This window comes from Pseudomonas sp. S2_A02 (genome assembly GCF_054668495.1).
Genome location: NZ_CP162776.1, coordinates 3,045,001 through 3,071,647, shown reverse-complemented (window position 1 = coordinate 3,071,647; position 26,647 = coordinate 3,045,001). Strand labels below are relative to the sequence as shown.

The window sequence follows — 26,647 nt, the reverse complement described above, 5'->3', positions numbered from 1 at the left end:
CAGGTGCTGACCAACGCTGCGCGCATCGAGCTGCTCAGCCCGCGGCTGGCCAACCAGATTGCCGCCGGTGAAGTGGTTGAACGCCCAGCCTCGGTGATCAAGGAGTTGCTGGAGAACAGCCTCGACTCCGGCGCCAAACGCATCGATGTCGATGTCGAGCAGGGCGGCGTCAAGCTGCTGCGGGTGCGCGACGATGGCAGCGGCATTTCCGCCGATGACCTGCCTCTGGCCCTGGCCCGTCACGCCACCAGCAAGATTCGTAATCTGGAAGATCTTGAGCAGGTGATGAGCCTGGGCTTTCGCGGTGAGGCGCTGGCGTCCATCAGCTCCGTAGCGCGTCTGACCCTGACGTCTCGCACTCGCGATGCCGATCAGGCCTGGCAAGTGGAAACCGAAGGCCGGGACATGGCGCCGCGGGTGCAACCGGCGGCCCATCCGGTGGGGACTTCGGTGGAAGTGCGCGATTTGTTCTTCAACACCCCGGCGCGCCGAAAATTTCTCAAGACCGAAAAAACCGAATTCGATCACCTGCAAGAAGTGATCAAGCGTCTGGCGCTGGCACGGTTCGATGTGGCGTTCCATCTGCGCCACAACGGCAAAACCATCCTCAGCCTGCACGAAGCCCACGATGACGCGGCCCGCGCCCGGCGTGTGGCGGCGATCTGCGGGGCGGGTTTTCTGGAGCAGGCGCTGCCGATCGAAATCGAGCGCAATGGCCTGCATCTGTGGGGTTGGGTCGGGTTGCCGACCTTCAACCGCAGCCAGGCAGACTTGCAGTACTTCTTTGTGAATGGCCGCGCGGTGCGCGACAAGCTGGTGGCCCACGCGGTGCGCCAGGCTTATCGCGACGTGCTGTTCAACGGTCGGCACCCGACGTTCGTGCTGTTTTTCGAAGTCGATCCGGCGGGCGTCGACGTCAACGTGCACCCGACCAAGCACGAAGTACGCTTCCGTGACGGGCGCATGGTTCACGATTTCCTCTATGGCACTTTGCACCGCGCCCTTGGCGATGTGCGGCCGGAAGATCACCTGGCCGCGCCTGTCGCGACGGCCATTGTCCGGTCCACCGGGCTCGACGCCGGTGAGTTCGGTCCGCAGGGCGAAATGCGTCTGGCGGCCAATGCGCTGTTGGAACAGCCTCAGGCCCAACCTTCCTTTAATACGACGGCGGGCTCCGGCGCTGGTGCCGGTTATCAGTATCAGTACTCGCCGCGGCCTCAGTCCGGCGTCCCCGTCGCTGAAGCTCAAGCGGCCTACCGTGAGTTCTTCGCGCCGCTGCCCGAAGCCAACGCTGTCGCGCTGCCGGCCGGGCAGGACGACATTCCGCCGCTGGGTTACGCGTTGGCGCAGCTCAAGGGTATCTATATTCTTTCGGAAAATGCCCAAGGCCTGGTGCTGGTGGACATGCACGCCGCCCACGAGCGGATCATGTACGAACGCCTGAAAATCGCCATGGCCAGCGAAGGCCTGAGCGGTCAGCCGTTGTTGGTGCCAGAGTCCCTGGCGGTCAGTCAGCGCGAAGCCGATTGTGCCGAAGAACACGTCGCGTGGTTCCAGCGGCTGGGCTTTGAGTTGCAGCGTCTTGGTCCGGAGTCGCTGGCGATCCGGCAGATCCCCGCGTTGCTGAAACAGGCTGAAGCCAATCGATTGGTCAGCGACGTTCTGGCGGATTTGATGGAATACGGCACCAGTGACCGGATTCAGGCACACCTGAACGAACTGCTCGGCACCATGGCCTGCCACGGCGCGATTCGCGCGAATCGGCGTCTGGCCTTGCCGGAAATGAACGGTCTGCTGCGGGACATGGAAAACACCGAACGCAGCGGTCAATGCAACCATGGCCGACCGACCTGGACCCAATTGGGCCTGGACGATCTGGACAAACTGTTTTTGCGCGGTCGTTGATGAGCCAGCTCCCTCCTGCGATTTTTCTGATGGGGCCGACGGCTGCCGGCAAGACCGACCTGGCCATCGAACTCACCAAAGTGCTGCCCTGCGAGCTGATTAGCGTCGATTCGGCGCTGGTTTACCGTGGCATGGACATTGGCACCGCCAAGCCTTCCAAAGAGTTGTTGGCCGAATTTCCGCATCGGTTGATCGATATTCTCGACCCGGCCGAGAGTTATTCCGCTGCGGATTTTCGTCGTGATGCGCTCGAAGCCATGGCCGAGATCACCGCGCGGAGCAAAATTCCGCTGCTGGTAGGCGGCACAATGCTCTACTACAAGGCTTTGATCGAGGGGCTGGCCGACATGCCGGCGGCCGATCCGGACGTGCGCGCGCAAATCGAAGAAGAGGCTGCGCGCCTTGGCTGGCAAGCCCTGCACGATCAATTGGCGGTCATCGATCCGCAATCTGCAGCGCGAATTCACCCGAACGATCCACAGCGTCTCAGTCGCGCACTGGAAGTTTATCGCGTCAGTGGTCAGAGCATGACTGAGCTACGCTTGCGACAATCTGCGCAAAGTACTGAAGCAGCCGCTTCGGGACTGCAACAATTGCCCTATACTGTCGCGAACTTGGCCATCGCTCCGGCAAATCGCCAGGTACTGCACGAGCGCATTAAACAAAGATTCACAAATATGTTGGAACAGGGATTCATCGACGAGGTCGTAGCCCTGCGAGATAGAGGTGACCTGCATTCGGGGATGCCGTCTATACGTGCTGTAGGCTATCGACAAGTCTGGGATTACCTGGATGGCAAGCTGACGCAAGCCGAGATGCAGGAGCGTGGAATCATTGCCACGCGCCAATTGGCAAAGCGCCAGTTCACCTGGCTGCGCAGTTGGGCTGATTTACACTGGTTGGACAGCCTCGATTGCGACAATCTGCCGCGCGCCTTGAAATACCTTGGGACCATCTCCATATTGAGCTGAGTCCTTGCAATTGCCGTCTATCCTTGGGGGTGTGACGGCCCCAAGCCATTTGTTTACCTATTTTTATATTGAATCCTTAAAGGAGTGCGGCACATGTCAAAAGGGCATTCGCTACAAGACCCTTACTTGAATACTTTACGTAAAGAGAAAGTGGGGGTTTCCATCTACCTGGTCAACGGGATCAAACTGCAAGGCACGATCGAGTCTTTCGACCAGTTCGTTATCCTGCTGAAAAACACCGTTAGCCAAATGGTTTACAAACACGCTATCTCTACAGTGGTGCCGGTTCGTCCAATTCGTCTGCCTAGCGCAACCGAATCCGAAGCAGGTGACGCTGAGCCAGGTAACGCCTGATAGGAGTCTCCTTTGTTCTTTGAGCGCCACGGTGGTGGTGAACGGGCAATTCTCGTTCACTTGGATGGTCAGGACCCTGAGGCGCGCGAAGATCCGCAGGAGTTTCAGGAGTTGGCAATTTCGGCTGGCGCCGAGACCGTCGCGTTTTTTAACGTGCCGCGTCATCGGCCAACCGCCAAAACCCTGATTAGCAGTGGCAAGGTCGAAGAATTACGCGACCTGGTCAGCGCCGAACAGGTCGATCTGGTGATTTTCAATCACATCCTCACGCCCAGTCAGGAACGTAACCTCGAACGTATTTTCGAGTGTCGCGTGATTGACCGCACGGGTTTGATTCTCGATATCTTCGCCCAACGCGCCCGCACCCATGAAGGCAAGCTCCAGGTTGAACTGGCCCAGCTTGAACACATGAGTACGCGGCTGGTTCGTGGCTGGACTCACCTTGAGCGGCAGAAGGGCGGTATCGGTCTGCGCGGCCCGGGTGAAACCCAGCTGGAAACCGACCGGCGCCTGTTGCGGGTTCGCCTGCGGCAGATCAAGGGGCGCCTGGAAAAGGTCCGCAGCCAGCGCGAGCAATCTCGTCGCGGGCGCAAACGTGCTGACATCCCGACGGTTTCACTGGTGGGTTATACCAACGCCGGCAAATCGACGCTGTTCAACTCGGTCACCGATTCCGACGTCTTCGCCGCCGACCAGCTATTCGCTACCCTCGACCCGACCTTGCGCCGACTCGAACTCGATGACCTCGGGCCGATCGTGCTGGCCGACACCGTGGGCTTCATTCGCCACTTGCCGCACAAACTGGTCGAGGCATTTCGGGCTACGCTCGAAGAGTCGAGCAACTCCGACCTGCTGCTGCACGTGATCGATGCGCACGAGCCTGAGCGTATGGCCCAGATAGAACAGGTCATGGTGGTACTCGGGGAGATCGGGGCCCAAGACTTGCCGATCCTTGAGGTATACAACAAACTCGATTTGCTCGAGGGTGTTGAGCCGCAGATCCAGCGCGATGCCGATGGCAAACCGCAGCGGGTCTGGTTGTCGGCCAAGGACGGTACCGGTCTGGACCTGCTCAAGCAGGCTGTGGCCGAACTGTTGGGCAGTGATTTGTTTGTTGGCACCTTGCGCTTGCCGCAACGTTTTGCTCGACTGCGTGCGCAGTTTTTCGAACTCGGCGCGGTGCAAAAAGAAGAACACGACGAAGAAGGCATCAGCTTGCTGGCCGTTCGCTTGCCACGGATCGAATTGAATCGACTCGTGAGCCGCGAAGGTCTGCAACCGATGGAGTTCATCGAGCAACACACTTTGCAATAAAAGCCTGAGAAAGCGGTTGTGCCGTGGTGACAGGCATTCTGTAGCATTGGTCGGCGCGCCGTGGGTGCGTCTTTGCTTTATCAGATGGAGAGCGCTATGGCTTGGAATGAGCCGGGTGGCAACTCGAATAATCAGGATCCTTGGGGTGGCAAGCGCCGCAATAACGGCGACCGCAAGGGACCACCGGATCTCGACGAGGCCTTCCGAAAGCTGCAGGAAAGCCTGAACGGGTTGTTCGGTGGTGGTAAAAAACGCAGTGACGAGGGCGGTGGTTCGGGCAAGAGTGGCGGCTTCGGCGGCCTGCTCGGCATCGGCCTGGTCGTGCTGGCGGCCGTGTGGCTGTACAGCGCTGTCTACGTGGTCGACGAGCAGGAGCAAGCCGTGGTGCTGCGCTTCGGCAAATACTATGAAACCGTCGGCCCGGGCCTGAACATCTATTTCCCGCCGATCGATCGCAAGTACCTGGAGAACGTCACGCGTGAGCGTGCCTACACCAAGCAGGGTCAAATGCTGACTGAAGACGAAAACATCGTCGAAGTGCCGCTGACCGTGCAGTACAAGATCAGCAATCTGCAGGACTTCGTGCTGAACGTCGATCAGCCGGAAATCAGTCTGCAGCATGCGACCGACAGTGCCTTGCGTCACGTGGTGGGTTCTACCGCCATGGATCAGGTGCTGACTGAAGGTCGTGAATTGATGGCCAGCGAAATCAAGGAGCGTCTGCAACGTTTCCTCGATACCTATCGCACCGGTATCACTGTCACCCAGGTCAACGTACAGAGCGCAGCTGCACCGCGTGAAGTTCAGGAAGCCTTCGACGACGTGATCCGCGCCCGTGAAGACGAGCAGCGTTCGCGCAACCAGGCTGAAACCTACGCCAACGGCGTCGTGCCGGAAGCCCGTGGTCAGGCCCAGCGCATCCTCGAGGATGCCAACGGTTACCGCGACGAGACCGTCTCCCGCGCCAAGGGTGAGGCTGATCGCTTCACCAAGCTGGTGGCCGAGTATCGCAAGGCCCCTGAAGTCACCCGCCAGCGTCTGTACCTGGACACCATGCAGGAAATCTTCAGCAACACCAGCAAGGTTCTCGTGACCGGCAACAAGAATGGCCAGAACAATCTGCTGTACTTGCCGCTGGACAAGATGATCGACAGTGGTCGCAGCCCCGGCACTCCGGTGACCGGCGCAGCAGCCAGCAGCAATGAAGTGAATGCGCGTGCGGCAGCTGATCTGCAGCAACAGCAAGCACGTACCAGGGAGAGTCGCTGATGAGCAATAAATCGCTGATCGCCCTTATTATCGGCGTCGTCGTGGCGATCGTTGCCTGGAACTGTTTCTACATCGTGGCTCAGACCGAGCGCGCGGTGATGCTGCAGTTCGGTCGCGTGGTCCAGGCCGATGTTCAGCCGGGTCTGCACGTGAAAGTGCCTTACGTGAACAAGGTGCGCAAATTCGACGCGCGCCTGATGACACTGGATGCACCGACACAACGCTTCCTGACGCTGGAAAAGAAAGCCGTAATGGTCGATGCCTACGCCAAGTGGCGCGTGAAAGATGCAGAGCGCTTCTACACCGCGACTTCCGGCCTCAAGCAGATTGCCGATGAGCGTCTTTCCCGTCGTCTGGAATCGGGCCTGCGTGACCAGTTTGGTAAGCGCACCCTGCACGAAGTGGTGTCCGGTGAGCGTGATGCGCTGATGGCGGATATCACGGCTTCGCTGAACAAGATGGCTGAAAAAGAACTGGGCATCGAAGTTGTCGATGTCCGGGTCAAAACCATCGACCTGCCGAAGGAAGTGAACCGCAGTGTGTTCGAACGTATGAGCACCGAGCGTGAGCGTGAAGCTCGCGAGCACCGTGCCAAGGGTAACGAGCTGTCCGAAGGCATCCGTGCCGACGCCGATCGTCAACGCCGCGTGCTGCTGGCTGAAGCCTATCGTGAATCCGAAGAGGTTCGCGGTGACGGTGACGCCCAGGCTGCTGCGATCTACTCCAAGGCATACGGTCAGGATCAGGAGTTCTACGCGTTTTACCGTAGCCTGCGTGCCTACCGTGAAAGCTTCGCGAACAAATCCGACGTCATGGTCCTGGACCCGGGCAGCGACTTCTTCCGTTACCTGGAAAAAGCCAAGCCTTGATACGGCGTTGACCTGAATCATCCCCCGCCTGGCGGCTAAAGCCTCGGGCGGGGTGATCCTTTGGGAAAACGTGTGTATGATGCGGCAGCCGGGAAATTCCCGGCTTTTTTGCGTCTGCACGTTTGATTGCTGTTTTTATGCAGACGCCCGAGTTGAATGACTCGACAGGTTTTTCGAGGAAAGTGGTTGGTGAAGCCGAGTTCAGGCTTTTCGCCCCGTTGTTCATGCGCGTGGTTTGCACATGAGCCGATCATTTTCTGCTTCACTCAAGGCTCGCCCAAAGGCTTGTCGCCCGGATCATAGGGGAATGGCGTAATGGCAACGGTAGACCGCTGGCTGCTGCCAGATGGCATCGAAGAAGTACTGCCACCGGAAGCTGCGCGCATCGAAGTAGCGCGTCGCCAGGTGTTGGATCTGTTCCAGAGCTGGGGTTACGAGTTTGTCGTGACTCCCCATATCGAGTACCTGGAGTCCCTGCTGACTGGCGCGGGTTCGGACCTCGATCTGCGTACCTTCAAGGTCATCGACCCGCAATCGGGCCGGCAGATGGGTTTCCGTGCCGACATCACGCCGCAAGTGGCGCGCATCGATGCGCACACCCTGCGTCGCGAAGGTCCGAGCCGTCTGTGTTATGCCGGCAGCGTGCTGCATGCTCAGCCGCGTGCCTTGTCGTCCTCGCGCAGCCCGATTCAACTGGGTGCCGAGTTGTACGGCGATGCCAGCCCAAGCAGCGACGTGGAAGTCATCAGCCTGATGCTGGCCATGCTGCAACTGGCCGATGTGCCGGATGTGCACATGGACCTCGGCCATGTCGGTATCTACCGCGGCCTGGCCCGCGCTGCCGGTTTGTCCGGCGAAGTCGAGCAACAGTTGTTCGATGCGTTGCAACGTAAAGCCATCGACGAGGTCATTACCTTGACCGAAGGCCTGCCGGCCGATCTGTCGGGCATGCTGCGAGCGCTGGTCGGCCTGTGTGGCGGTCGTGAAGTGTTGAGCGCAGCGCGTGAGCGTCTGGCCAATGCGCCGGCGCCCGTACTGGCGGCCCTGGACGATTTGCTGGCAATTGCCGAGCGTCTGTCCACGCGTTTCCCGGAATTACCGTTGTATTTCGACCTGGGCGAGTTGCGCGGCTATCACTACCACACTGGTGTAGTGTTCGCCGTGTTCGTACCGGGTGTTGGCCAGTCCATCGCTCAGGGCGGTCGTTACGACGACATCGGCGCCGACTTCGGTCGTGCCCGTCCGGCAACTGGTTTCTCTACCGATTTGAAAACCCTGGTGACCCTGGGGCGTGCTGAAATCGAGCTACCGTCTGGCGGTATCTGGATGCCTGACAGTACGGATGCAGCACTCTGGCAGCAGGTTTGCCAGTTGCGCAGTGAGGGTCAGCGTGTCGTTCAGGCATTGCCTGGGCAACTTTTGGCCGCCGCCCGTGAAGCGGACTGCGACCGGCAATTGATTCAGCAGAACGGGCTTTGGCAAGTATTGCCGCTGGCTTCTTGAGTTTTCCTGCCGGCCGCCGCCGGCACCAAGTTTGCGCGAATGAGGACAAGTGTTATGGGTAAGAATGTCGTAGTCCTGGGCACCCAATGGGGTGATGAGGGCAAAGGCAAGATCGTTGATCTGCTGACCGAACATGCTGCCGCCGTAGTGCGCTACCAAGGTGGCCACAACGCTGGCCACACCCTGGTGATCGACGGCGAAAAAACCGTCTTGCACCTGATCCCGTCGGGCGTGCTGCGCGAAGGCGTACAGTGCCTGATCGGTAACGGCGTGGTGGTTGCACCCGACGCATTGCTGCGGGAAATCATCAAGCTGGAAGAGAAAGGCGTACCGGTGCGCGAGCGCCTGCGTATCAGCCCGTCCTGCCCGCTGATCCTGTCCTATCACGTAGCGCTGGACCAGGCCCGTGAAAAGGCCCGTGGCGAGCTGAAGATCGGTACTACCGGTCGCGGCATCGGCCCGGCTTACGAAGACAAGGTTGCACGTCGCGGTCTGCGCGTAGGTGATCTGCTCAACATGCCGCGCTTTGAAGCCAAGCTGCGTGAACTGGTGGAATACCACAACTTCATGTTGGTCGGTTTCTACAAAGAGCCAGCCATTGACTTCGACAAGACCCTGGCCGAGTGCAAAGAATACGCTGAGCTGCTCAAGCCGCTGATGCTGGACGTGACTGCCGAGTTGCACGACCTGCGTCGTGCTGGCAAAGACATCATGTTCGAAGGCGCCCAAGGTTCGTTGCTGGACATCGACCACGGCACCTACCCGTACGTGACCAGCTCTAACACCACCGCTGGCGGCGTTGCTACCGGTTCGGGTGTTGGTCCTATGTTCCTGGACTACATCCTGGGTATCACCAAGGCTTACACCACACGTGTAGGTTCGGGTCCATTCCCGACTGAGCTGTTCGACGAAGTCGGTGCGCACCTGGCTAAGCAAGGTCATGAGTTCGGCGCGACTACTGGCCGTGCTCGTCGTTGTGGCTGGTTTGACGCTGTTATCCTGCGTCGCGCTATCGATGTGAACAGCATCTCGGGCATCTGCCTGACCAAGCTGGACGTACTCGACGGTCTGGAAACCATCAACATCTGCGTCGGCTACAAAGATGCAGAAGGTAAGGACGTTGCCCCGACTGACGCTGACAGCTACATGGGCCTGCAGCCGGTGTACGAAGAAGTGCTGGGCTGGACAGAGTCGACCGTGGGTGCCAAAACCCTGGAAGAGCTGCCAGCTAACGCCCGTGCTTACATCAAGCGCGTCGAAGAGCTGATCGGTGCGCCGATCGACATTATTTCGACGGGCCCGGACCGCAACGAAACCATCGTTCTGCGTCACCCGTTCGCTTAATAAGTCGTTGATGTAAAACACAAAGGCCCCTTAATCGGGGCCTTTGTCGTTTATGCCTGTCGAACGGCATGACCTTTGCTGCGAACATTGAAAAAGCATCGTTTCTGACGTGCTATCAATTTGATGGCGTCAAAGCAGAGGGATTTTCAGTGTCGGCCGTTCTCTCACTGTTACAAAGCCGTCTCTTGCGGCCCGTGTTCGTTACCCTTGGTATCGCCCTTTTGGTGCAGGTGCTGGTGGCTGTCGCTCTGACCCGGAGCACAGTGACTGCGCTGGAAGCTGATTTGGGTACGCGGTTGGACGCCGACAGCCAAAAGCTCTCTGGTGAGCTTGAGCAGGCAGGGCGTGAAGTCACGTCGAGCCTGGATAGCCTGTCCACCAGTACCCGTCAGCGCTTGACCGTCGGGCTGTCTTCGCGTCTGAAGGACGAGCAGGCACAACTGCGTACGACGCTGGAGAAGGACCTGAAGGAATCGGCCAACGACATGGCACAGCTTCTGGCCTCGGTCGCACCCCGCGCCATGTGGGACAGCGACATTCCGACCCTGTCCGAATTCGCTCGCCGTGCGCAGCGTAATCCCAATGTGCTATTCGTGGTCTACGACGATGCCACGGGCCAGCACCTGACGCGCTACCTCAACCGGGAGAACCCGATCAATAAGGCGCTTCTGGAAAAAGGCCAGGGCGAGCGGGCGCTGGACAAAGTCCTGGATGCGGCGAAGAACGATCCGTCGGTCTACTACCTTGAAGCCTCGATCAACCCCAATGGGGTGGAGATCGGCAAAGTTTTGATGGGCGTCTCGACCGCCTCCGTGGAAACCGATCTGGCGGCACTGGACAAGCGCTTCTCGGCGCTGATCGCCAGCAGCGATCAACTGGTGGGAGACAGCCTCAAAGGCGCGGCGGCTGACAGCGCAACGGCAATGCGCGGACGTCTGCAATCAGCGCAGTCCACCGCCACTGAAATGAAAGCCAATACCACCACTGCCGTGCAGGAAGCTGCGGGGACTTTGCGCTGGCGCATTGGCATGGGCTTGTCGCTGGTGGGTTTTGGTGTGCTGCTGTTGCTGGCGGTGGTTCTGGGTCGTCGCGTGGTCAACCGTTTGAAGCTGCTGATCGCCGCCATGGATGACCTGGCGGCAGGTGAAGGCGATCTGACCAAGCGTGTGCAGATCAACAGCCAGGATGAGATCGGCGACATGGCCTCGGCGGTCAATCGCTTTGTGGATAAGTTGCAGCCGATCGTGCGGGAGGCGGGCGATGTGGCCCAGCGTACCGGCGTGGAAATTGGTGCCATGACGTTGCGCAATGCCGGTGCCGATGCAGCGGCGGGCATGCAGCGCGATGAAGTGGCCGAAAGCTTGCGCGCGTTGTCGCAAATGGCTGACGAAGCCCAGTCTGAAAGCCACGCCATGCAGGCTGCTTTGCAGCAGGTGGTGGGCATTCGTCAGGCCACGGATGAAAACACTCGGACCTCGGCGAAAGTCGGCAGCCTGATCGAAGCGTTGGCCGGGCAGGTCGACACCGGCGCGAAAGTCATCGAGCGCCTGGCGCAGCAGAGTGAGCAGATTGAAGTGGTGCTGACGGTGATTCACGGGATCGCCGAGCAAACCAACTTGCTGGCATTGAACGCGGCCATTGAGGCGGCGCGTGCCGGCGAGACCGGTCGCGGGTTTGCTGTCGTGGCGGATGAGGTGCGGGCACTGGCGAGCAAGACTCAGAGCTCTACCGGCGACATTCAGGCTCACATCGTTGCGTTGCAGCAGGGTGCGCGTGAGGCAGTCGCGGCAATAGGGCAGGCCGGACGTCAGGCCAGCGAAGGTTTGCTGGTGTTACGCGACAGTGCGCGGTTGCAGCAGTCGGTGCAGGCGTCGGTCGAGCAGGTGCATGCGGCGATCGGTCTGGCGACCCAGGCCGCGGCGCATCAGGCGCAAGGTGCACAGGCCGTGCGTGGACGGGTTGAAACCATTCATGCGCAGGCTGAGAAGGCTGCTCAGGCGGTGGTGGAGACCACGGCGAGTGGCAAGGTGTTGGATGGCTTGGCGGCGCAGTTGAAGGCGAGTCTGGGGCAGTTCAGGGCTTAAGTTTTGTATTGTTTGTGCGGACGCCATCGCGGGCAAGCCCGCTCCCACAGGATTTGTGCCGTACACAAATTTTGTATATGACCGCTCCCCCTGTGGGAGCGGGCTTGTCCGCGATAGCGATCTCAGCGGCTCAAATACATCCGCGTCGTCAGTAAATAAACCGGCAACCCCGACACCACAATCAACAACGCAGCATATGGCGCCGCCGCCGCAAACTCCACATTCGCGGTATGCGCCCAGACTTCCGTTGCCAACGTATTCAGTCCGGTCGGACTCAGCAGCAGCGTCGCCGTCAGCTCCTTCATCGCATCCAGAAACACCAGTGCAAACGCTGCCCCCAAGGCAGGGAAGATTATCGGCAGCGTCACCCGACAAAACGCGCTGAAGGATGACGCCCCCAGCGTGCGTGCGGCCTCTTCCAGTTGCGGCGCTGCCTTGTTCAGCGCAGTGCGAATCGGCGCCTGTGCCAGCGGTAGAAACAACAGCGCATAAGCAATTAGCAGCAGCGCCGAGGTCTGGTACAGCACCGGCACATAATGCAGGGCGAAATACACCAGGGTCAGCGCAATCACCAATCCCGGCAGTGCATGCAGCAGATACGGCAAGCGCTCGGCCCAGATTGCCAGTCGGCCTTTATGGCGCACCACCAACAATCCCACCGGCACCGCCAGCACCAGGCACAGTGCTGCGCCACCGAGGGACAGCGCCAGAGATGACAACAATGCCTCGCTGATCGCGGCGACCGGGAACGCCGCTGACGAACCCACCATCAGCCAGTACGCCAGCATCCCCAGCGGAATGCCGCTGCCGATGATCGCCAACAGCAGACAGTAAAGCTGTCCGACCGTCGTCCACGGCCCCAGACGAACCTGCTGCGCATGTCGCGCCGCGCCTTGGCCGGTGCGTACATGTCGGCCCTTGCCACGCACGCGTAGCTCCAGCCATAGCAGTACCAGACACAGCGCCAGCAGCACCGCCGAGAGCATCGCTGCGTTAGCGTTACTGAATTCCAGCTCGAACTGTTGGTAGATCGCTGTCGTGAAAGTCTGCAGGCCGATGATCGATAGCGCGCCGAACTCCACCAGCATGTGCAGCGCAATCAGCAGCGAACCGGCCAGCAGTGACGGCCAAAGCAGAGGCAGGGTGATTTTGAAGAACACGCCCCAGCGATTCTGCCCCAGGGTTCGTGCGGACTCCTCCAGGGAAGGATCGAGATTGCGCAGGGTTGCCGCCACCGGCAGAAAAATCAGCGGGTATTTGGACAGGGTCATCACCAGGATCGCCCCGCCCAGCCCTTCGAGGTGAGCGCTCAAGGAGACCCAGGTGAAGCTGCTGACAAACGCCGGCACCGCGAACGGCAGACACAGGATCACGCCCCATAGTCGTCGACCCGGCAAATTGCTGCGTTCCAGCAACCAGGCAAGCGACAGGCCAATCACGCCGCAGGCCAGCGTGACGCCCACCATCAGCGCCAGCGAATTACGCAGCAGGCCAAACACGTAGGGGCGCCACAACAGATGCAGCGCCTCGGCCCAGCCGGCCTGCCAGGTCTTGAGGCCGACATAAGCCAGTGGCAATAGGCTGAGCACCACCAGCAGCAAAACCGGCAGCAACAACCAAATTGACGGGCGCTTGCGCCGTGGCACGTAGCCCCCGCGCAAGGCGGGGGCAGATAACGATGCGCTCATCAGTTCAAGCCAACGTCACGTTCCAGGTCCAGGGCTTCTTCGGCGTTGCCGAGATCGGCTGGCGTGACTTTCGGCGCTTGCAGTTCGCTGAACGGCTTGAGCCCGCGATCAGATTCCATGCCTTTGTGTAGCGGGTATTCGGCGGTGGTCTCGGTGATCACTCGCTGACCATCTTCACTCGCCATGTAGGCGAGGAATTGCTGGGCTTCCTTTGGATGCTTGCTGGATTTCAGCACCGCAGCGCTGGAAACGGTGATCAACCCGCCGACGTCGCCGCCGGTGAAGTAATGCAATTTCGAATCGAGCTGACCTTTTTCACGCTGCAAGGCGAACCAGTAGTAATTGTTCACCAGCACGGTGGCGACTTCGCCGTTTTCCACAGCTTTCAGCGCGACCATATTGTTGCTGTAAGTCTTTCCGAAAGCACGCAGGCCGGTCAGCCATTCTTCGGCCGCATCCATACCGTGCACTTTGATGATTGCTACGGCTTGTTCCTGAAACGCGCCGCTGGTTGGAACGAAGCCGACCTTGCCTTGCCATTTCGGATCGGAGAATTCCATTACCGACTTGGGCAGGTCTTTTTCATCGATCAGCTTGGGATTGAATGCAACCACGCGGACTCGCGCAGTGATACCGATCCAGGTGTCGTTGCCGGCAACGTAGTCTTTTGGCAGAACAGCGAGGGTAGCGGCGTCGGTTTTTGCCAGCAGACCTTGTTCGCCGAGTTTGTTCAGCGGTGGGGATTCTTCGGTATAGATCACGTCGGCGGGGGAGCGATCGCCTTCTTCGACGATTTGGCTGGCGAGCTGGTTGCTGCTGCCCTTGCGTACATTGACGTGAATCCCGGTCTTGGCTTCGAAGGCTTTGGCGACGGCGTCGCCGACTTCCTTGTGTTGGCCGTTGTAGAGTGTCAGGGAAACCGGATCGGCGGCTTGGGTGAGGGGAATGGCGAGTGTCAGGCCGAGCAGGGTGATGGTCAGGCCGCGGCGCAGGGTATTTCGAAACATCATTCGCAGGGTTCCTCGCTGTCGCATTGCAAAATCTTGCAACAATGATAAACGATATTGTTTCTCATGTGCGTCTTGAGGGGCTGAGGAGTATTTACTAGAGGGGCAGGGGCAAGTTTTTGTGGCGAGGGAGTAATGGCTTGGGGTTTTCGAAAGCCAGAAACGCAAAAACCCGCTTTCGCGGGTTTCTGTGAAATTCAAGATCGTGACCTTGAATTTGAATTGGTGCCCAGAAGAAGACTCGAACTTCCACGACCTTGCGGTCACCAGCACCTGAAGCTGGCGTGTCTACCAATTTCACCATCTGGGCATAATCGCAAGCGTTGCCGCTGTTGATGTGGCGCACTATACGGAGAGCATTTTGATCTGTAAACCCCTGATTTAATTTTAATAAACCGGAAGCCTGAAATGCAAAAACCCGCTTTCGCGGGTTTTTGTGTGAGCCTTGAAATTGTTCTAATCTCAAGCTCGAAATTGGTGCCCAGAAGAAGACTCGAACTTCCACGACCTTGCGGTCACCAGCACCTGAAGCTGGCGTGTCTACCAATTTCACCATCTGGGCAGTATCGGCAGCGCGTGTGCGTCGTCGATGGCGCGCACTATACGGAGCGTCTTTTTAACTGTAAACCCCCGACACCGAAAAAACCTGGAAAATTTCTCCAGTGGTATTCAAAACAGCTTTGCGATGTCGATAAAGGGCTTTAGATGGGCTGTCATAGCCTGAAATTTCCCGTTTCATTACGCCTATGCCAAACTAACCCGCATATAGACAAGGTGAAAACTCTCTAATGGCCGATTGGCAGTCCCTCGATCCCGAGGCCGCTCGTGAAGCGGAAAAATATGAAAACCCTATTCCTAGCCGCGAACTGATCCTTCAGCACCTTGCTGATCGAGGTTCGCCTGCTAACCGCGAGCAGCTGGTCGAAGAGTTTGGTCTGACCACAGAAGACCAGATCGAAGCCCTGCGTCGCCGCCTGCGTGCCATGGAGCGCGACGCTCAACTCATCTATACCCGTCGCGGCACATATGCGCCGGTGGACAAGCTCGACCTGATCCTGGGCCGCATCAGCGGTCACCGTGACGGCTTCGGCTTCCTGGTGCCGGATGACGGCAGTGACGACCTGTTCATGAGCCCGGCGCAAATGCGCCTGGTATTCGATGGCGACCGTGCCCTGGCCCGTGTTTCCGGCCTCGACCGTCGCGGTCGCCGCGAAGGCATGATCGTCGAAGTGGTGTCCCGTGCCCACGAGACCATCGTCGGTCGTTACTTCGAAGAGGGCGGTATCGGCTTCGTTGTCGCGGACAATCCGAAGATCCAGCAAGAAGTGCTGGTGACTCCGGGCCGCAACGCCAACGCCCAGATCGGCCAGTTCGTCGAAGTGAAGATCACCCACTGGCCGACGCCACGCTTCCAGCCGCAAGGCGACGTGGTCGAAGTCGTGGGTAACTACATGGCGCCGGGCATGGAAATCGATGTCGCCCTGCGCACCTACGATATTCCTCACGTCTGGCCTGAAGCGGTGCTCAAGGAAGCTGCCAAGCTCAAGCCTGAAGTCGAAGAGAAAGACAAAGAGAAGCGCATTGACCTGCGCCATCTGCCGTTCGTGACCATCGACGGCGAAGATGCGCGCGACTTCGATGACGCGGTCTATTGCGAAGCCAAGCCGGGCAAGCTGCGCCTGTTCTCCGGTGGCTGGAAGTTGTACGTGGCGATCGCCGACGTTTCCAGCTACGTGAAAATCGGTTCGGCACTGGATAACGAATCCCAGGTGCGTGGCAACTCGGTGTACTTCCCCGAGCGCGTCGTGCCGATGCTGCCAGAGCAACTGTCCAACGGCCTGTGCTCGCTGAACCCGCACGTCGATCGCCTGGCCATGGTCTGCGAGATGACCATCTCCAAATCCGGCGAGATGACCGACTACTGCTTCTACGAAGCGGTGATTCACTCCCACGCTCGCCTGACCTATAACAAGGTCAGCGCCATGCTGGAAACGCCGAAAGCCACCGAAGCGCGTCAGCTTCGTGGTGAATACACCGACGTTCTGCCGCACCTCAAACAGCTGTACGCGCTGTATAAGGTTCTGTTGGCGGCCCGTCACGTGCGCGGCGCGATCGATTTCGAAACGCAGGAAACCCGGATCATTTTCGGTTCCGAGCGCAAGATTGCCGAAATCCGTCCAACCGTTCGCAACGACGCCCACAAGCTGATCGAGGAATGCATGCTGGCGGCCAACGTGGCCACTGCCGAATTCCTGAAAAAACACGAAATCCCAGCGTTGTATCGTGTCCACGACGGCCCGCCACCGGAGCGTCTGGAAAAACTGCGCGCCTTCCTTGGCGAGCTCGGCCTGTCCCTGCACAAAGGCAAGGATGGTCCGTCGCCGAAGGATTACCAGGCTTTGCTGGCAAGCATCAAGGACCGTCCGGATTTCCATCTGATCCAGACCGTCATGCTGCGTTCGTTGAGCCAAGCGGTGTACAGCGCTGATAACCAGGGCCACTTCGGCCTGAATTACGAAGCCTATACCCACTTCACTTCGCCGATTCGTCGCTACCCGGACTTGCTCACGCACCGGGCGATTCGCAGCGTCATCCATTCGAAAATGGACACCCCGCACGTTCGCCGTGCCGGCGCGATGACCATTCCGAAGGCGCGAATCTATCCGTACGACGAAGCGATCCTGGAGCAGCTCGGCGAGCAATGCTCGATGAGCGAGCGCCGTGCCGACGAAGCGACCCGCGACGTGGTGAACTGGCTCAAATGCGAGTTCATGAAAGACCGCGTGGGCGAATCGTTCCCGGGTGTGATCACTGCCGTGACCGGTTTCGGTCTGTTCGTCGAACTGACCGACATTTACGTCGAGGGCCTGGTGCACGTCACCGCGCTGCCGGGTGATTACTACCACTTCGATCCTGTACACCATCGCCTCGCCGGTGAGCGTACCGGTCGCAGCTTCCGCCTTGGCGACACGGTTGAAGTGCGCGTCATGCGCGTCGACCTTGACGAGCGCAAGATCGACTTCGAGATGGCTGAAAAAACCATTAGCGCGCCGATCGGCCGCAAGAAGCGTGGGGCTGAAACTGCTGCTCCTGCTGGCGCTGCTACCAAATCGGCAGCAGAGCCGGCACCGGCGAAAACCGGCCGTCGTCCTGCCAAGGAAAAGGCTGTCGAAGCCTATCGTCCGAGCGATGCCGCGGCAAAAAATGCCGAGTTACGCAAAAGTCGTGAACTGAAACAGGCGTTGCTGTCTGAAGCGAAAAGCGGCGGTAAAGCGGCGTCTGGGGGAAAGACCGGGCGGTCGGCGCCTGACAAGGCCTCCGGCGGCAAGCCAGCAAAACCGAGCAAACACCGTAAAGGCCCGCCAAAAGCGGGTTCCGCTCCAGCCGCCAGAAGCGGCGGGGCGCGTAAACCTAAGGCCAAGTCATGAGTCAGTTGGAAAAGATCTATGGCGTGCACGCTGTAGAAGCGTTGCTGCGTCACCACCCAAAACGCGTCAAGCAGATCTGGCTGGCTGAAGGCCGCAGTGATCCGCGGGTGCAGACGCTGATCGCACTCGCTGCCGAAAATCGCGTAGCGGTCGGTCAGGCTGAGCGTCGTGAGCTGGATGCATGGGTAGAAGGCGTGCACCAAGGCGTGGTCGCGGACGTCAGTCCGAGTCAGGTCTGGGGCGAAGCGATGCTCGACGAATTGCTCGATCGCACTGAAGGCGCACCGCTGTTGCTGGTGCTCGATGGCGTGACCGATCCGCACAACCTCGGCGCTTGCCTGCGTTCGGCCGATGCGGCCGGCGCGCTGGCGGTGATCGTGCCAAAGGACAAGTCAGCCACCCTGACCCCGACAGTGCGTAAAGTCGCCTGCGGCGCGGCGGAAGTGATTCCGTTGGTGGCGGTGACCAACCTGGCGCGCACCCTGGAAAAACTCAAGCAGCGTGGCTTATGGGTCGTCGGTACGGCGGGTGAGGCTGAGCAGGAGCTGTATCAGCAAGACCTGACCGGCCCGACCATCCTGATCATGGGCGCGGAGGGCAGCGGAATGCGCCGCCTGACTCGCGATCTTTGCGACTACCTGGTGCGCCTGCCAATGGCGGGCAGTGTCAGCAGTCTCAACGTTTCCGTGGCTACTGGCGTGTGCCTGTTCGAGGCCCTGCGCCAGCGCGGTGTCAAAGCCGCCGGGACCGCCAAGAAGTCCTGATCCGGTTGTAATCCCTGTGGGAGCGAGCCTGCTCGCGATAGCGGAGTTACATTCAGCATAAATGTTGAATGTTGCACCCTATCGCGAGCAGGCTCGCTCCCACAGTGGTTTTGTGTCAGGGCGAAGATTGGGGGTTGTTCAAATAATCACCAATTGCCTTGCGCCTCTCCTGTCCCTTCTCTACAATTGCGCCCCTTGCTGTGACGGCAGGCACGCATGTGTCTATCGCAAGCAAGTCCATTAGTGTCATTCACTCCTTGTCTGACCGCTTTTGAGCGGCAGGCTACAACCCGTAAGGAGCATTCATGCGTCATTACGAAATCATCTTTTTGGTCCACCCGGATCAAAGCGAGCAAGTCGGCGGCATGGTTGAGCGTTACACCAAGCTGATCGAAGAAGACGGCGGCAAAATCCACCGTCTGGAAGATTGGGGCCGTCGTCAACTGGCCTACGCAATCAACAATGTTCACAAGGCTCACTACGTGATGCTGAACGTTGAGTGCACTGGCAAGGCCCTGGCCGAGCTGGAAGACAACTTCCGCTACAACGATGCAGTGATCCGTAACCTGGTCATCCGTCGCGAAGAAGCCGTTACCGGCCAATCCGAGATGCTCAAGGCTGAAGAAAACCGCAGTGAGCGCCGTGAGCGTCGCGACCGTCCTGAGCACTCCGACGCCGAAGGCGTTGATGGTGATGACAGCGACGCCAGCGATAACGCTGACGAGTAATCCACGGACCTTTTGAGGAGCCTATTACATGGCACGTTTCTTCCGTCGTCGTAAATTCTGCCGCTTCACCGCTGAAGACGTGAAAGAGATCGATTACAAAGATCTCAACACTCTGAAAGCTTACGTATCCGAGACCGGCAAAATCGTTCCAAGCCGCATCACCGGTACCAAAGCACGTTATCAGCGTCAGCTGGCCACCGCTATCAAGCGCGCCCGCTTCCTGGCCCTGCTGGCCTACACCGACAGCCACGGCCGCTGAGACCGGGCAGTCGACACGTAGCAAAGGATTGAATGCATGCGCGCCTTAGCTGAGTTCATCATGCGCGGCCGTATGCAGGCCACTCTGGTAGTGGCCGGATGCGCAACATTGCCGTTGTTGTATTGGTTGGGTGCTGCCGCCGGATGCCTTGTGCTCCTGCGGCGCGGATTGAAGGACGCCTTGGGCGTTCTTGCTCTGGGACTGCTGCCGGCGTTGGTCTGGTGGCTTTACTCCGACGACCCACGGGCACTTCTGGTGCTGCTGGGGTCTTCGAGCCTTGCGTTGGTTTTGCGCGCAAGTGAGTCCTGGAACCGCGTGCTGCTGGTCAGCATAGCGATGGGGTTGGTGTTTTCAGTGGTGCTCGGGGCGGCTTTTGCGCCCCAGATCGAGATGCTGGCGCAGGCTTTGATAAAAGTCATGCCGTCGCTACTCGGTGATGTCTACCAGCAATTGTCGGTAGACGAGCAAGCGCGTTTCGCGTCCTTGATTGCACCGGTCCTGACCGGCCTGATTGCGGCCTTGTTGCAAATCGTCAGTGTGCTGAGCCTGATTGTCGGGCGCTACTGGCAGGCGTTGTTGTACAACCCGGGTGGTTTTGGTCGCGAGTTTCGCGCCATCCGAATCCCGCTTTTACCGGCGATGTTGCTGCTGGTGTTGATGCTTCTGGGGCCTAACTTAGGCTCGCAGATGGCCATGTTGACGCCGTTGTGCAGCGTACCGCTGGTGTTCGCCGGGCTGGCCCTGATTCACGGGCTGGTGGCGCAAAAGCGACTGGCTAAATTCTGGCTGGTGGGGTTGTACGTCACGCTGTTGCTGTTCATGCAGCTGATCTATCCGTTGCTGGTGGTCTTGGCCATCGTCGACAGCCTGATTGATTTTCGCGGTCGTTCGGCACCGAAAGATGCCGATAACGCGAACGGTGAAGGTTAAAAGTTAAGAGGATTTTCACATGCAACTGATCCTTCTGGAAAAAGTCACCAACCTGGGCAACCTGGGTGACAAAGTGAACGTTAAGGCTGGTTACGGTCGTAACTACCTGCTGCCTTACGGCAAAGCTACCGCTGCGACCGCTGCCAACCTGGCTGCGTTCGAAGAGCGTCGCGCTGAGCTGGAAAAAGCCGCAGCAGACCGTAAAACTTCGGCTGAAAGCCGTGCCGCCCAACTGGCTGAGCTGGAAGTGACTATCACTGCCACCGCTGGTGACGAAGGCAAGCTGTTCGGTTCGATCGGCACCCACGACATCGCTGATGCACTGACCGCCTCTGGCGTTGAAGTTGCAAAAAGCGAAGTTCGTCTGCCGAACGGCACCATTCGCAACGTAGGCGAATTCGACGTAGCCGTGCACCTGCACGCCGAAGTTGAAGCCACCGTACGCGTTGTCGTGGTAGCAGCTTAAGCAGCACTTGTCGGCTGGTACCCTCGGGTGCTTGCCGGTAACATCGGGCACGATCCTGTTTACAGGTCGTGCCCTTTGTCTTTCTGAACTCCCTGCTTTTCTAAATAAACCAAGTGGCCATGAACGATATCTCCGCTCCCGAGCAATACGATCTGCAAACCGCTGCCCTGAAGGTGCCGCCGCATTCCATCGAGGCCGAACAGGCTGTACTCGGTGGTCTGATGCTGGACAACAACGCCTGGGAACGTGTGCTCGATCAGGTTTCGGACGGCGATTTCTATCGTCATGACCACCGTTTGATCTTCCGTGCGATCGCCAAACTGGCCGATCAGAACTCCCCGATCGACGTCGTGACCCTTGCCGAGCAATTGGACAAGGAAGGTCAGACCTCGCAAGTCGGTGGCCTCGGTTATTTGGGTGAGCTGGCGAAAAACACGCCGTCCGTCGCCAACATCAAGGCCTATGCGCAAATCGTTCGTGCACGGGCGACGTTGCGGCAGTTGATTGGCATCGCCACCGAAATTGCCGACAGCGCCTTCAACCCGGAAGGCCGCACGGCTGAAGAGATTCTCGACGAAGCTGAGCGGCAAATCTTCCAGATCGCCGAGGCCCGGCCAAAAACCGGCGGCCCGGTGAGCGTGAATGACCTGCTGACCAAGGCTATCGACCGCATCGACACCTTGTTCAACACCGACAACGCCATTACCGGCCTGTCCACCGGTTACACCGACCTCGACGAGAAGACCAGCGGCTTGCAGCCTTCCGACCTGATCATCGTCGCTGGCCGTCCGTCCATGGGTAAAACCACCTTTGCGATGAACCTGGTGGAAAACGCCGTGTTGCGCAGCGACAAGTGCGTGCTGGTTTACTCGCTGGAGATGCCAGGCGAATCGCTGATCATGCGTATGCTTTCGTCCCTTGGGCGTATCGACCAGACCAAGGTCCGGGCCGGTCGCCTGGACGACGACGATTGGCCACGCCTGACCTCGGCGGTCAACCTGCTGAACGATCGCAAGCTGTTCATCGACGACACGGCCGGTATCAGCCCGTCGGAGATGCGCGCGCGGACCCGGCGTCTGGTGCGTGAGCACGGCGACATCGCCCTGATCATGATCGACTACCTGCAGTTGATGCAGATTCCAGGTTCCGGCGGCGACAACCGGACCAACGAGATTTCCGAGATCTCCCGTTCCTTGAAAGCCCTCGCCAAGGAATTCAACTGCCCGGTAGTGGCGCTGTCCCAGCTGAACCGCTCCCTGGAGCAACGACCGAACAAACGCCCGATCAACTCCGACTTGCGGGAATCCGGAGCGATCGAGCAGGATGCTGACGTGATCATGTTCGTGTACCGGGATGAGGTGTACCACCCGGAAACCGAGCATAAAGGCATCGCCGAGATCATCATCGGCAAGCAGCGGAACGGCCCGATCGGTACGTCACGACTGGCGTTCATCGGTAAATACACCCGCTTCGAAAACCTGGCGCCGGGCAGCTACAACTTCGACGACGAATAACCCAATAGAAACCTGTGGCAAAGAAGCTTTTGTGGCGAGGGAGCTTGCTCCCGCTTGAGTGCGCAGCGCTCACAAGATTTTGGGGCCGCTTCGCTGCCCAGCGGGAGCAAGCTCCCTCGCCACAGGGGTTGCGCCAGATCTCAGGATCTTTGCGCGAAACGGTCGCCGCAATTTCCGACCATAGCCGTCGGAATTGATCAAATTTTGTGCTATATTCCGCGCCCGCGAAATTCAATGAAAGCCAACACCGGTTATCGACATGCAAGCAGCCAAGCCGTTATTTGACTATCCCAAGTACTGGGCCGAATGTTTCGGGCCAGCGCCATTCCTGCCGATGAGCAGGGAGGAGATGGATCAGCTTGGCTGGGATTCCTGCGACATCATCATCGTCACCGGTGATGCCTACGTCGACCACCCGTCGTTCGGCATGGCGATCATCGGCCGACTGCTGGAGGCCCAGGGCTTCCGCGTCGGGATCATTGCGCAGCCGAACTGGCAATCCAAAGACGACTTCATGAAGCTCGGCGAGCCGAACCTGTTCTTCGGCGTCGCGGCCGGCAACATGGACTCGATGATCAATCGCTACACCGCCGACAAGAAAATCCGTTCCGACGACGCCTACACCCCTGGTGGCCTGGCGGGCAAACGTCCGGACCGCGCGAGCCTGGTTTACAGCCAGCGCTGCAAGGAAGCCTATAAAAACGTGCCGATCGTGCTCGGTGGCATCGAAGCCTCCCTGCGCCGTATCGCTCACTACGATTACTGGCAGGACCGGGTGCGCAACTCGATCCTGATCGACGCCTGCGCCGACATCCTGCTCTACGGCAACGCCGAGCGCGCGATCGTCGAAGTCGCCCAACGCCTGTCCTATGGTCACAAGATCGAAGACATCACCGACGTGCGCGGCACCGCGTTCATTCGTCGTGATACGCCGAAAGAATGGTACGAAGTCGATTCCACGCGCATCGATCGTCCGGGCAAGGTCGACAAGATCATCAACCCGTACGTCAATACGCAAGACACTCAAGCCTGCGCCATCGAGCAGGAAAAAGGTCCGGTTGAAGACCCGAGCGAAGCCAAGGTCGTGCAGATCCTGGCGAGCCCGAAAATGACTCGCGACAAGACCGTGATTCGTCTGCCATCGGTTGAGAAAGTCCGTGGCGACGCGGTTCTTTACGCCCACGCCAACCGCGTGTTGCATCTGGAAACCAACCCGGGCAATGCCCGTGCCCTAGTGCAGAAGCATGGCGAAGTCGACGTCTGGTTCAACCCGCCTCCGATTCCGATGACCACCGAAGAAATGGACTACGTATTCGGCATGCCTTACGCACGGGTTCCGCACCCGGCGTACGGCAAGGAAAAAATTCCTGCCTACGACATGATTCGCTTCTCGGTGAACATCATGCGCGGCTGCTTCGGCGGCTGTACGTTCTGTTCGATCACCGAGCACGAAGGCCGGATCATCCAGAACCGTTCCGAAGAGTCGATCATTCGTGAGATCGAAGAGATTCGCGACAAGGTCCCAGGCTTCACCGGGGTCATTTCCGACCTTGGCGGCCCGACCGCGAACATGTACCGCATCGCCTGCAAGACGCCGGAAATCGAGTCTGCGTGCCGCAAACCTTCGTGCGTGTTCCCCGGCATTTGCCCGAACCTGAACACCGATCACTCATCACTGATCCAACTCTATCGCAGTGCCCGTGCCTTACCGGGTGTGAAGAAGATCCTGATCGCGTCCGGTCTGCGTTACGACCTCGCGGTCGAGTCGCCGGAATACGTCAAAGAGCTGGTGACTCACCACGTTGGTGGTTACCTGAAGATCGCCCCGGAACATACCGAGGAAGGTCCGCTCAACCAGATGATGAAACCGGGCATCGGCAGCTATGACAAGTTCAAGCGCATGTTCGAGAAGTACACCAAGGAAGCCGGGAAAGAGCAGTACCTGATTCCGTACTTCATCGCCGCTCACCCTGGCACCACAGACGAAGACATGATGAACCTGGCCTTGTGGCTCAAGGGCAACGGTTTCCGTGCCGACCAGGTGCAGGCGTTCTACCCGTCGCCGATGGCCACCGCTACCGCGATGTACCACTCGGGCAAGAACCCGCTGCGCAAGGTCACTTACAAGAGTGACGGCGTGACCATCGTCAAGAGCGAAGAGCAGCGTCGCCTGCACAAGGCGTTCTTGCGTTATCACGACCCGAAAGGCTGGCCGATGCTGCGTGAAGCGCTGACCCGCATGGGCCGCGCCGACCTGATCGGGCCGGGCAAGAACCAGTTGATCCCGCTGCATCAGCCGGCGACCGACAGCTACCAGAGTGCCCGTCGCAAGAACTCGACACCGGCCGGCAGCCACAAAGTGGCCGGGGAAAAGACCACCAAGATCCTGACCCAGCACACCGGTCTGCCACCGCGCGCCAGCGATGGCGGCAACCCGTGGGACAAGCGTGAACAGGCCAAGGCTGCGGCGTTTGCCCGCAATCAGCAGGCGGCCAAGGAGCGCAAGGATGCGGCCAAAGGCAAGGGGCCAAAACCGGCCCGCAAGCCAGTCGTACCGCGTTAATTTCCGCGCCATATCGCAAAACGCCAGCCTTAGTGCTGGCGTTTTGTTTTCTAGCGAGTGTGCGGCCTGTTTGCTAAGGTGACGCGCACTTTAATGGCGGCCCTGGAAACCGATTTCCCTATACGACGCCAAACCCTGTTGGAGCCGGGCTCGCCCGCGATGACGGCGGCACAGGCAATAAAGATCCTCGATCTTCAAGGACGATTCACATGAGCAACCCCTTACCGGGCTTCGGCATGGATTATAGCCCCTCCCAGTTCATGGCCCGCCAACGCATCGAAAGCCAGATCAACCTGCCACGCCTGTTCGCCGCCATCGACGCCGATCCCGGAATCGTCGGCGCGGGCGTGGTGTACATCGACGCCGAATTCAACATAGTGACCCTGCGCGAGTTCAAGCCGATTTGCAGTATCAGGCCCAAGCGAATCATTTTGCGCGAGGCGCAGAAGTACATTGCGCCTGCGCAGTTTGCCCAGCAGGTGCAGGACAATCCCAGAGAATCGCGGCTGGTCGGAGAGGCAATCAATACCACGTTGTCTTGCGCCGGTGCGGTATTGGGCTGGATTGTCGTACTCAGTGGGTCGGTTGCGGTTCCCTTCAGTGCCGGGGCCAGCTCCGTAGTGGTGGCTCTGGGTTATACCGCTGCGGCCGCCAGTTCGGTGCAGTGTTTTGCCGGTGGTATCCGCACGGTGGCAGAGGTGGTCAACCCGCAGTTCAATGACAAGCTAGACAGTGAGGAATGGTACCAATACGCCTCGATCGGTCTGGATGCGGCCTCTCTGCTGGGCGTGGGGGCTTCCACCTTGACCACTATAAAACTGGTGAAAGTGGCCAAGGCCACCACCGGTAAAAGTCTGCGTGAAGTGTTGCGTGGTTTGACTCGCCAGGAAAGGTCGAAGTTGACCAAAGAGTTGCTGAGCATCAACGATCCCCGGCTGACGCCGAAGATGCTCAAGCTCAAGCAACTTGCCGGCGATCTGCCCAAGCGTTTCACCCCGACCCAGCTGAAACACGCGACGGTTACCCAGATCAAGGATTCCCTGGGCGCGGCGATTGGCCTGACCGGCAGCAGCTTGTCGGGCAATGTCAAAACTATCGCCGTCGGCTTGTACGAAGAACTGGAGGAGTAATGGACGACCTGAGTCTGCCGCGTTTTCTGGCGCATTATTTCCCGACCTTCATTGGCGGCATTTTTGCGGCGCTGTTCTCTTTGGCCTGTGCTATTCCCTTGATGGCGGCGTCCTATTTCGCCGGGGCCTCAGTCGGCGAACAAGCGACCTGGTCGATGGTGGGGGGCGCAGCGGTCACAATGGTCGTGGTGCATTGCAATTTCATGGTAGTGCGCGGCAAGCCCCAATGGGTGTGGGGATTGGTCGGGGTGCTGGTTTTATGCCTTCTGGGCGTATTGCCGACCATCGTGGATCATCCGCACAAAGTCATCTATGTATTGGCCGTGTTGTTTCCGCTATCAGGCCTATTGCTACTCAACAGTAAACGCCACCGCGAAATGCGCAATCGACTTGTGGAAATTCGCCACGAACGCCAGCGGATCAAACAAAGCTTCAAGGCATCGCGTCGCCGCCGTTGATCCGACTCAACCACCGATCCGCCACATTTACGTGCGCTGTTGCGCGCACGAAAGCGAGCAATGCGCGCTTTTAGTGCTCTACTGCCTTGAGTAACGGAA

Annotated in this window: 21 protein-coding genes and 2 tRNA genes; 19 read left to right on the top strand and 4 right to left on the bottom strand. The window is 59.1% G+C overall.

Features of this window, described 5'->3' with window-relative positions; all coding sequences use genetic code 11:
- Positions 1-6: 6 nt before the first annotated feature.
- The 9 genes from mutL to AB4O41_RS14075 all read left to right on the top strand — a co-directional run bounded on the left by mutL (position 7) and on the right by AB4O41_RS14075 (position 11,613).
- Positions 7-1,905 (top strand): DNA mismatch repair endonuclease MutL, encoded by a 1,899-nt coding sequence (gene mutL / locus AB4O41_RS14115; RefSeq protein ID WP_460148341.1) that lies wholly within the window; start codon positions 7-9, stop codon positions 1,903-1,905.
- A complete protein-coding gene (gene miaA, locus AB4O41_RS14110; RefSeq protein ID WP_460148168.1) occupies positions 1,905-2,876 on the top strand; it encodes a tRNA (adenosine(37)-N6)-dimethylallyltransferase MiaA in 972 nt (323 codons plus the stop codon). Before mutL ends, miaA begins: the two co-directional genes overlap by 1 nt.
- A gap of 93 nt (positions 2,877-2,969) precedes the next feature.
- Positions 2,970-3,230: an RNA chaperone Hfq gene (gene hfq, locus AB4O41_RS14105; RefSeq protein WP_007902656.1), complete on the top strand. Its 261-nt coding sequence runs from the start codon at positions 2,970-2,972 to the stop codon at positions 3,228-3,230.
- A 12-nt stretch (positions 3,231-3,242) separates the two neighbouring features.
- Complete coding sequence (gene hflX / locus AB4O41_RS14100; protein WP_008009827.1) at positions 3,243-4,544, top strand: ribosome rescue GTPase HflX; 1,302 nt, start codon at positions 3,243-3,245, stop codon at positions 4,542-4,544.
- Between the two features lie 96 nt (positions 4,545-4,640).
- Positions 4,641-5,813: an FtsH protease activity modulator HflK gene (gene hflK / locus AB4O41_RS14095; protein ID WP_460148167.1), complete on the top strand. Its 1,173-nt coding sequence runs from the start codon at positions 4,641-4,643 to the stop codon at positions 5,811-5,813.
- Positions 5,813-6,682: a protease modulator HflC gene (gene hflC, locus AB4O41_RS14090; RefSeq protein ID WP_123358683.1), complete on the top strand. Its 870-nt coding sequence runs from the start codon at positions 5,813-5,815 to the stop codon at positions 6,680-6,682. The genes hflK and hflC overlap by 1 nt, the downstream gene beginning before the upstream one ends.
- A 315-nt stretch (positions 6,683-6,997) precedes the next feature.
- Complete coding sequence (locus AB4O41_RS14085) at positions 6,998-8,185, top strand: ATP phosphoribosyltransferase regulatory subunit (RefSeq protein WP_367373955.1); 1,188 nt, start codon at positions 6,998-7,000, stop codon at positions 8,183-8,185.
- A gap of 54 nt (positions 8,186-8,239) precedes the next feature.
- Positions 8,240-9,529, top strand: coding sequence for an adenylosuccinate synthase (locus AB4O41_RS14080; RefSeq protein ID WP_007902666.1), 1,290 nt, complete (start codon positions 8,240-8,242; stop codon positions 9,527-9,529).
- Positions 9,530-9,678: 149 nt separating this feature from the next.
- Positions 9,679-11,613, top strand: a complete 1,935-nt coding sequence (locus tag AB4O41_RS14075; RefSeq protein WP_460148166.1) for a methyl-accepting chemotaxis protein — start codon at positions 9,679-9,681, stop codon at positions 11,611-11,613.
- 122 nt (positions 11,614-11,735) lie between these two features.
- Here the strand turns inward: AB4O41_RS14075 and AB4O41_RS14070 are convergent, their stop codons facing one another.
- From AB4O41_RS14070 to AB4O41_RS14055, 4 genes are all read right to left on the bottom strand, one after another.
- Complete coding sequence (locus AB4O41_RS14070; RefSeq protein WP_460148165.1) at positions 11,736-13,301, bottom strand: ABC transporter permease; 1,566 nt, start codon at positions 13,299-13,301, stop codon at positions 11,736-11,738.
- A complete protein-coding gene (locus AB4O41_RS14065; RefSeq protein WP_460148164.1) occupies positions 13,301-14,311 on the bottom strand; it encodes an iron ABC transporter substrate-binding protein in 1,011 nt (336 codons plus the stop codon). Before AB4O41_RS14065 ends, AB4O41_RS14070 begins: the two co-directional genes overlap by 1 nt.
- Before the next feature lie 220 nt (positions 14,312-14,531).
- Positions 14,532-14,618: transfer RNA gene (locus tag AB4O41_RS14060), tRNA-Leu, on the bottom strand.
- Positions 14,619-14,783: 165 nt separating this feature from the next.
- A tRNA-Leu gene (locus AB4O41_RS14055) sits at positions 14,784-14,870 on the bottom strand.
- Between the two features lie 226 nt (positions 14,871-15,096).
- On the opposite strand from AB4O41_RS14055, the gene rnr reads away from it, so the two are divergent.
- The 10 genes from rnr to AB4O41_RS14005 all read left to right on the top strand — a co-directional run bounded on the left by rnr (position 15,097) and on the right by AB4O41_RS14005 (position 26,548).
- Complete coding sequence (rnr, locus tag AB4O41_RS14050) at positions 15,097-17,736, top strand: ribonuclease R (protein WP_460148163.1); 2,640 nt, start codon at positions 15,097-15,099, stop codon at positions 17,734-17,736.
- Complete coding sequence (rlmB, locus tag AB4O41_RS14045; RefSeq protein ID WP_123358679.1) at positions 17,733-18,500, top strand: 23S rRNA (guanosine(2251)-2'-O)-methyltransferase RlmB; 768 nt, start codon at positions 17,733-17,735, stop codon at positions 18,498-18,500. The genes rnr and rlmB overlap by 4 nt, the downstream gene beginning before the upstream one ends.
- Positions 18,501-18,805: 305 nt before the next feature.
- The gene (gene rpsF / locus AB4O41_RS14040; protein ID WP_007902678.1) at positions 18,806-19,228 is read left to right on the top strand and encodes a 30S ribosomal protein S6; all 423 of its coding nucleotides are present in this window, start codon (positions 18,806-18,808) and stop codon (positions 19,226-19,228) included.
- A 28-nt stretch (positions 19,229-19,256) separates the two neighbouring features.
- Positions 19,257-19,487: a 30S ribosomal protein S18 gene (gene rpsR / locus AB4O41_RS14035; RefSeq protein ID WP_002551829.1), complete on the top strand. Its 231-nt coding sequence runs from the start codon at positions 19,257-19,259 to the stop codon at positions 19,485-19,487.
- A gap of 36 nt (positions 19,488-19,523) precedes the next feature.
- The gene (locus AB4O41_RS14030; RefSeq protein WP_052965942.1) at positions 19,524-20,417 is read left to right on the top strand and encodes a YybS family protein; all 894 of its coding nucleotides are present in this window, start codon (positions 19,524-19,526) and stop codon (positions 20,415-20,417) included.
- Positions 20,418-20,436: 19 nt separating this feature from the next.
- A complete protein-coding gene (rplI, locus tag AB4O41_RS14025; RefSeq protein WP_003197251.1) occupies positions 20,437-20,883 on the top strand; it encodes a 50S ribosomal protein L9 in 447 nt (148 codons plus the stop codon).
- 119 nt (positions 20,884-21,002) lie between these two features.
- Complete coding sequence (dnaB, locus tag AB4O41_RS14020) at positions 21,003-22,397, top strand: replicative DNA helicase (RefSeq protein WP_007902695.1); 1,395 nt, start codon at positions 21,003-21,005, stop codon at positions 22,395-22,397.
- A gap of 259 nt (positions 22,398-22,656) precedes the next feature.
- On the top strand, positions 22,657-24,960 hold the full coding sequence (locus AB4O41_RS14015) for a YgiQ family radical SAM protein (RefSeq protein ID WP_460148161.1): 2,304 nt from the start codon (positions 22,657-22,659) through the stop codon (positions 24,958-24,960).
- Between the two features lie 209 nt (positions 24,961-25,169).
- Positions 25,170-26,090, top strand: a complete 921-nt coding sequence (locus AB4O41_RS14010; protein WP_460148159.1) for an NAD synthetase — start codon at positions 25,170-25,172, stop codon at positions 26,088-26,090.
- The gene (locus tag AB4O41_RS14005) at positions 26,090-26,548 is read left to right on the top strand and encodes a hypothetical protein (protein ID WP_460148158.1); all 459 of its coding nucleotides are present in this window, start codon (positions 26,090-26,092) and stop codon (positions 26,546-26,548) included. The genes AB4O41_RS14010 and AB4O41_RS14005 overlap by 1 nt, the downstream gene beginning before the upstream one ends.
- Positions 26,549-26,647 lie beyond the last annotated feature (99 nt).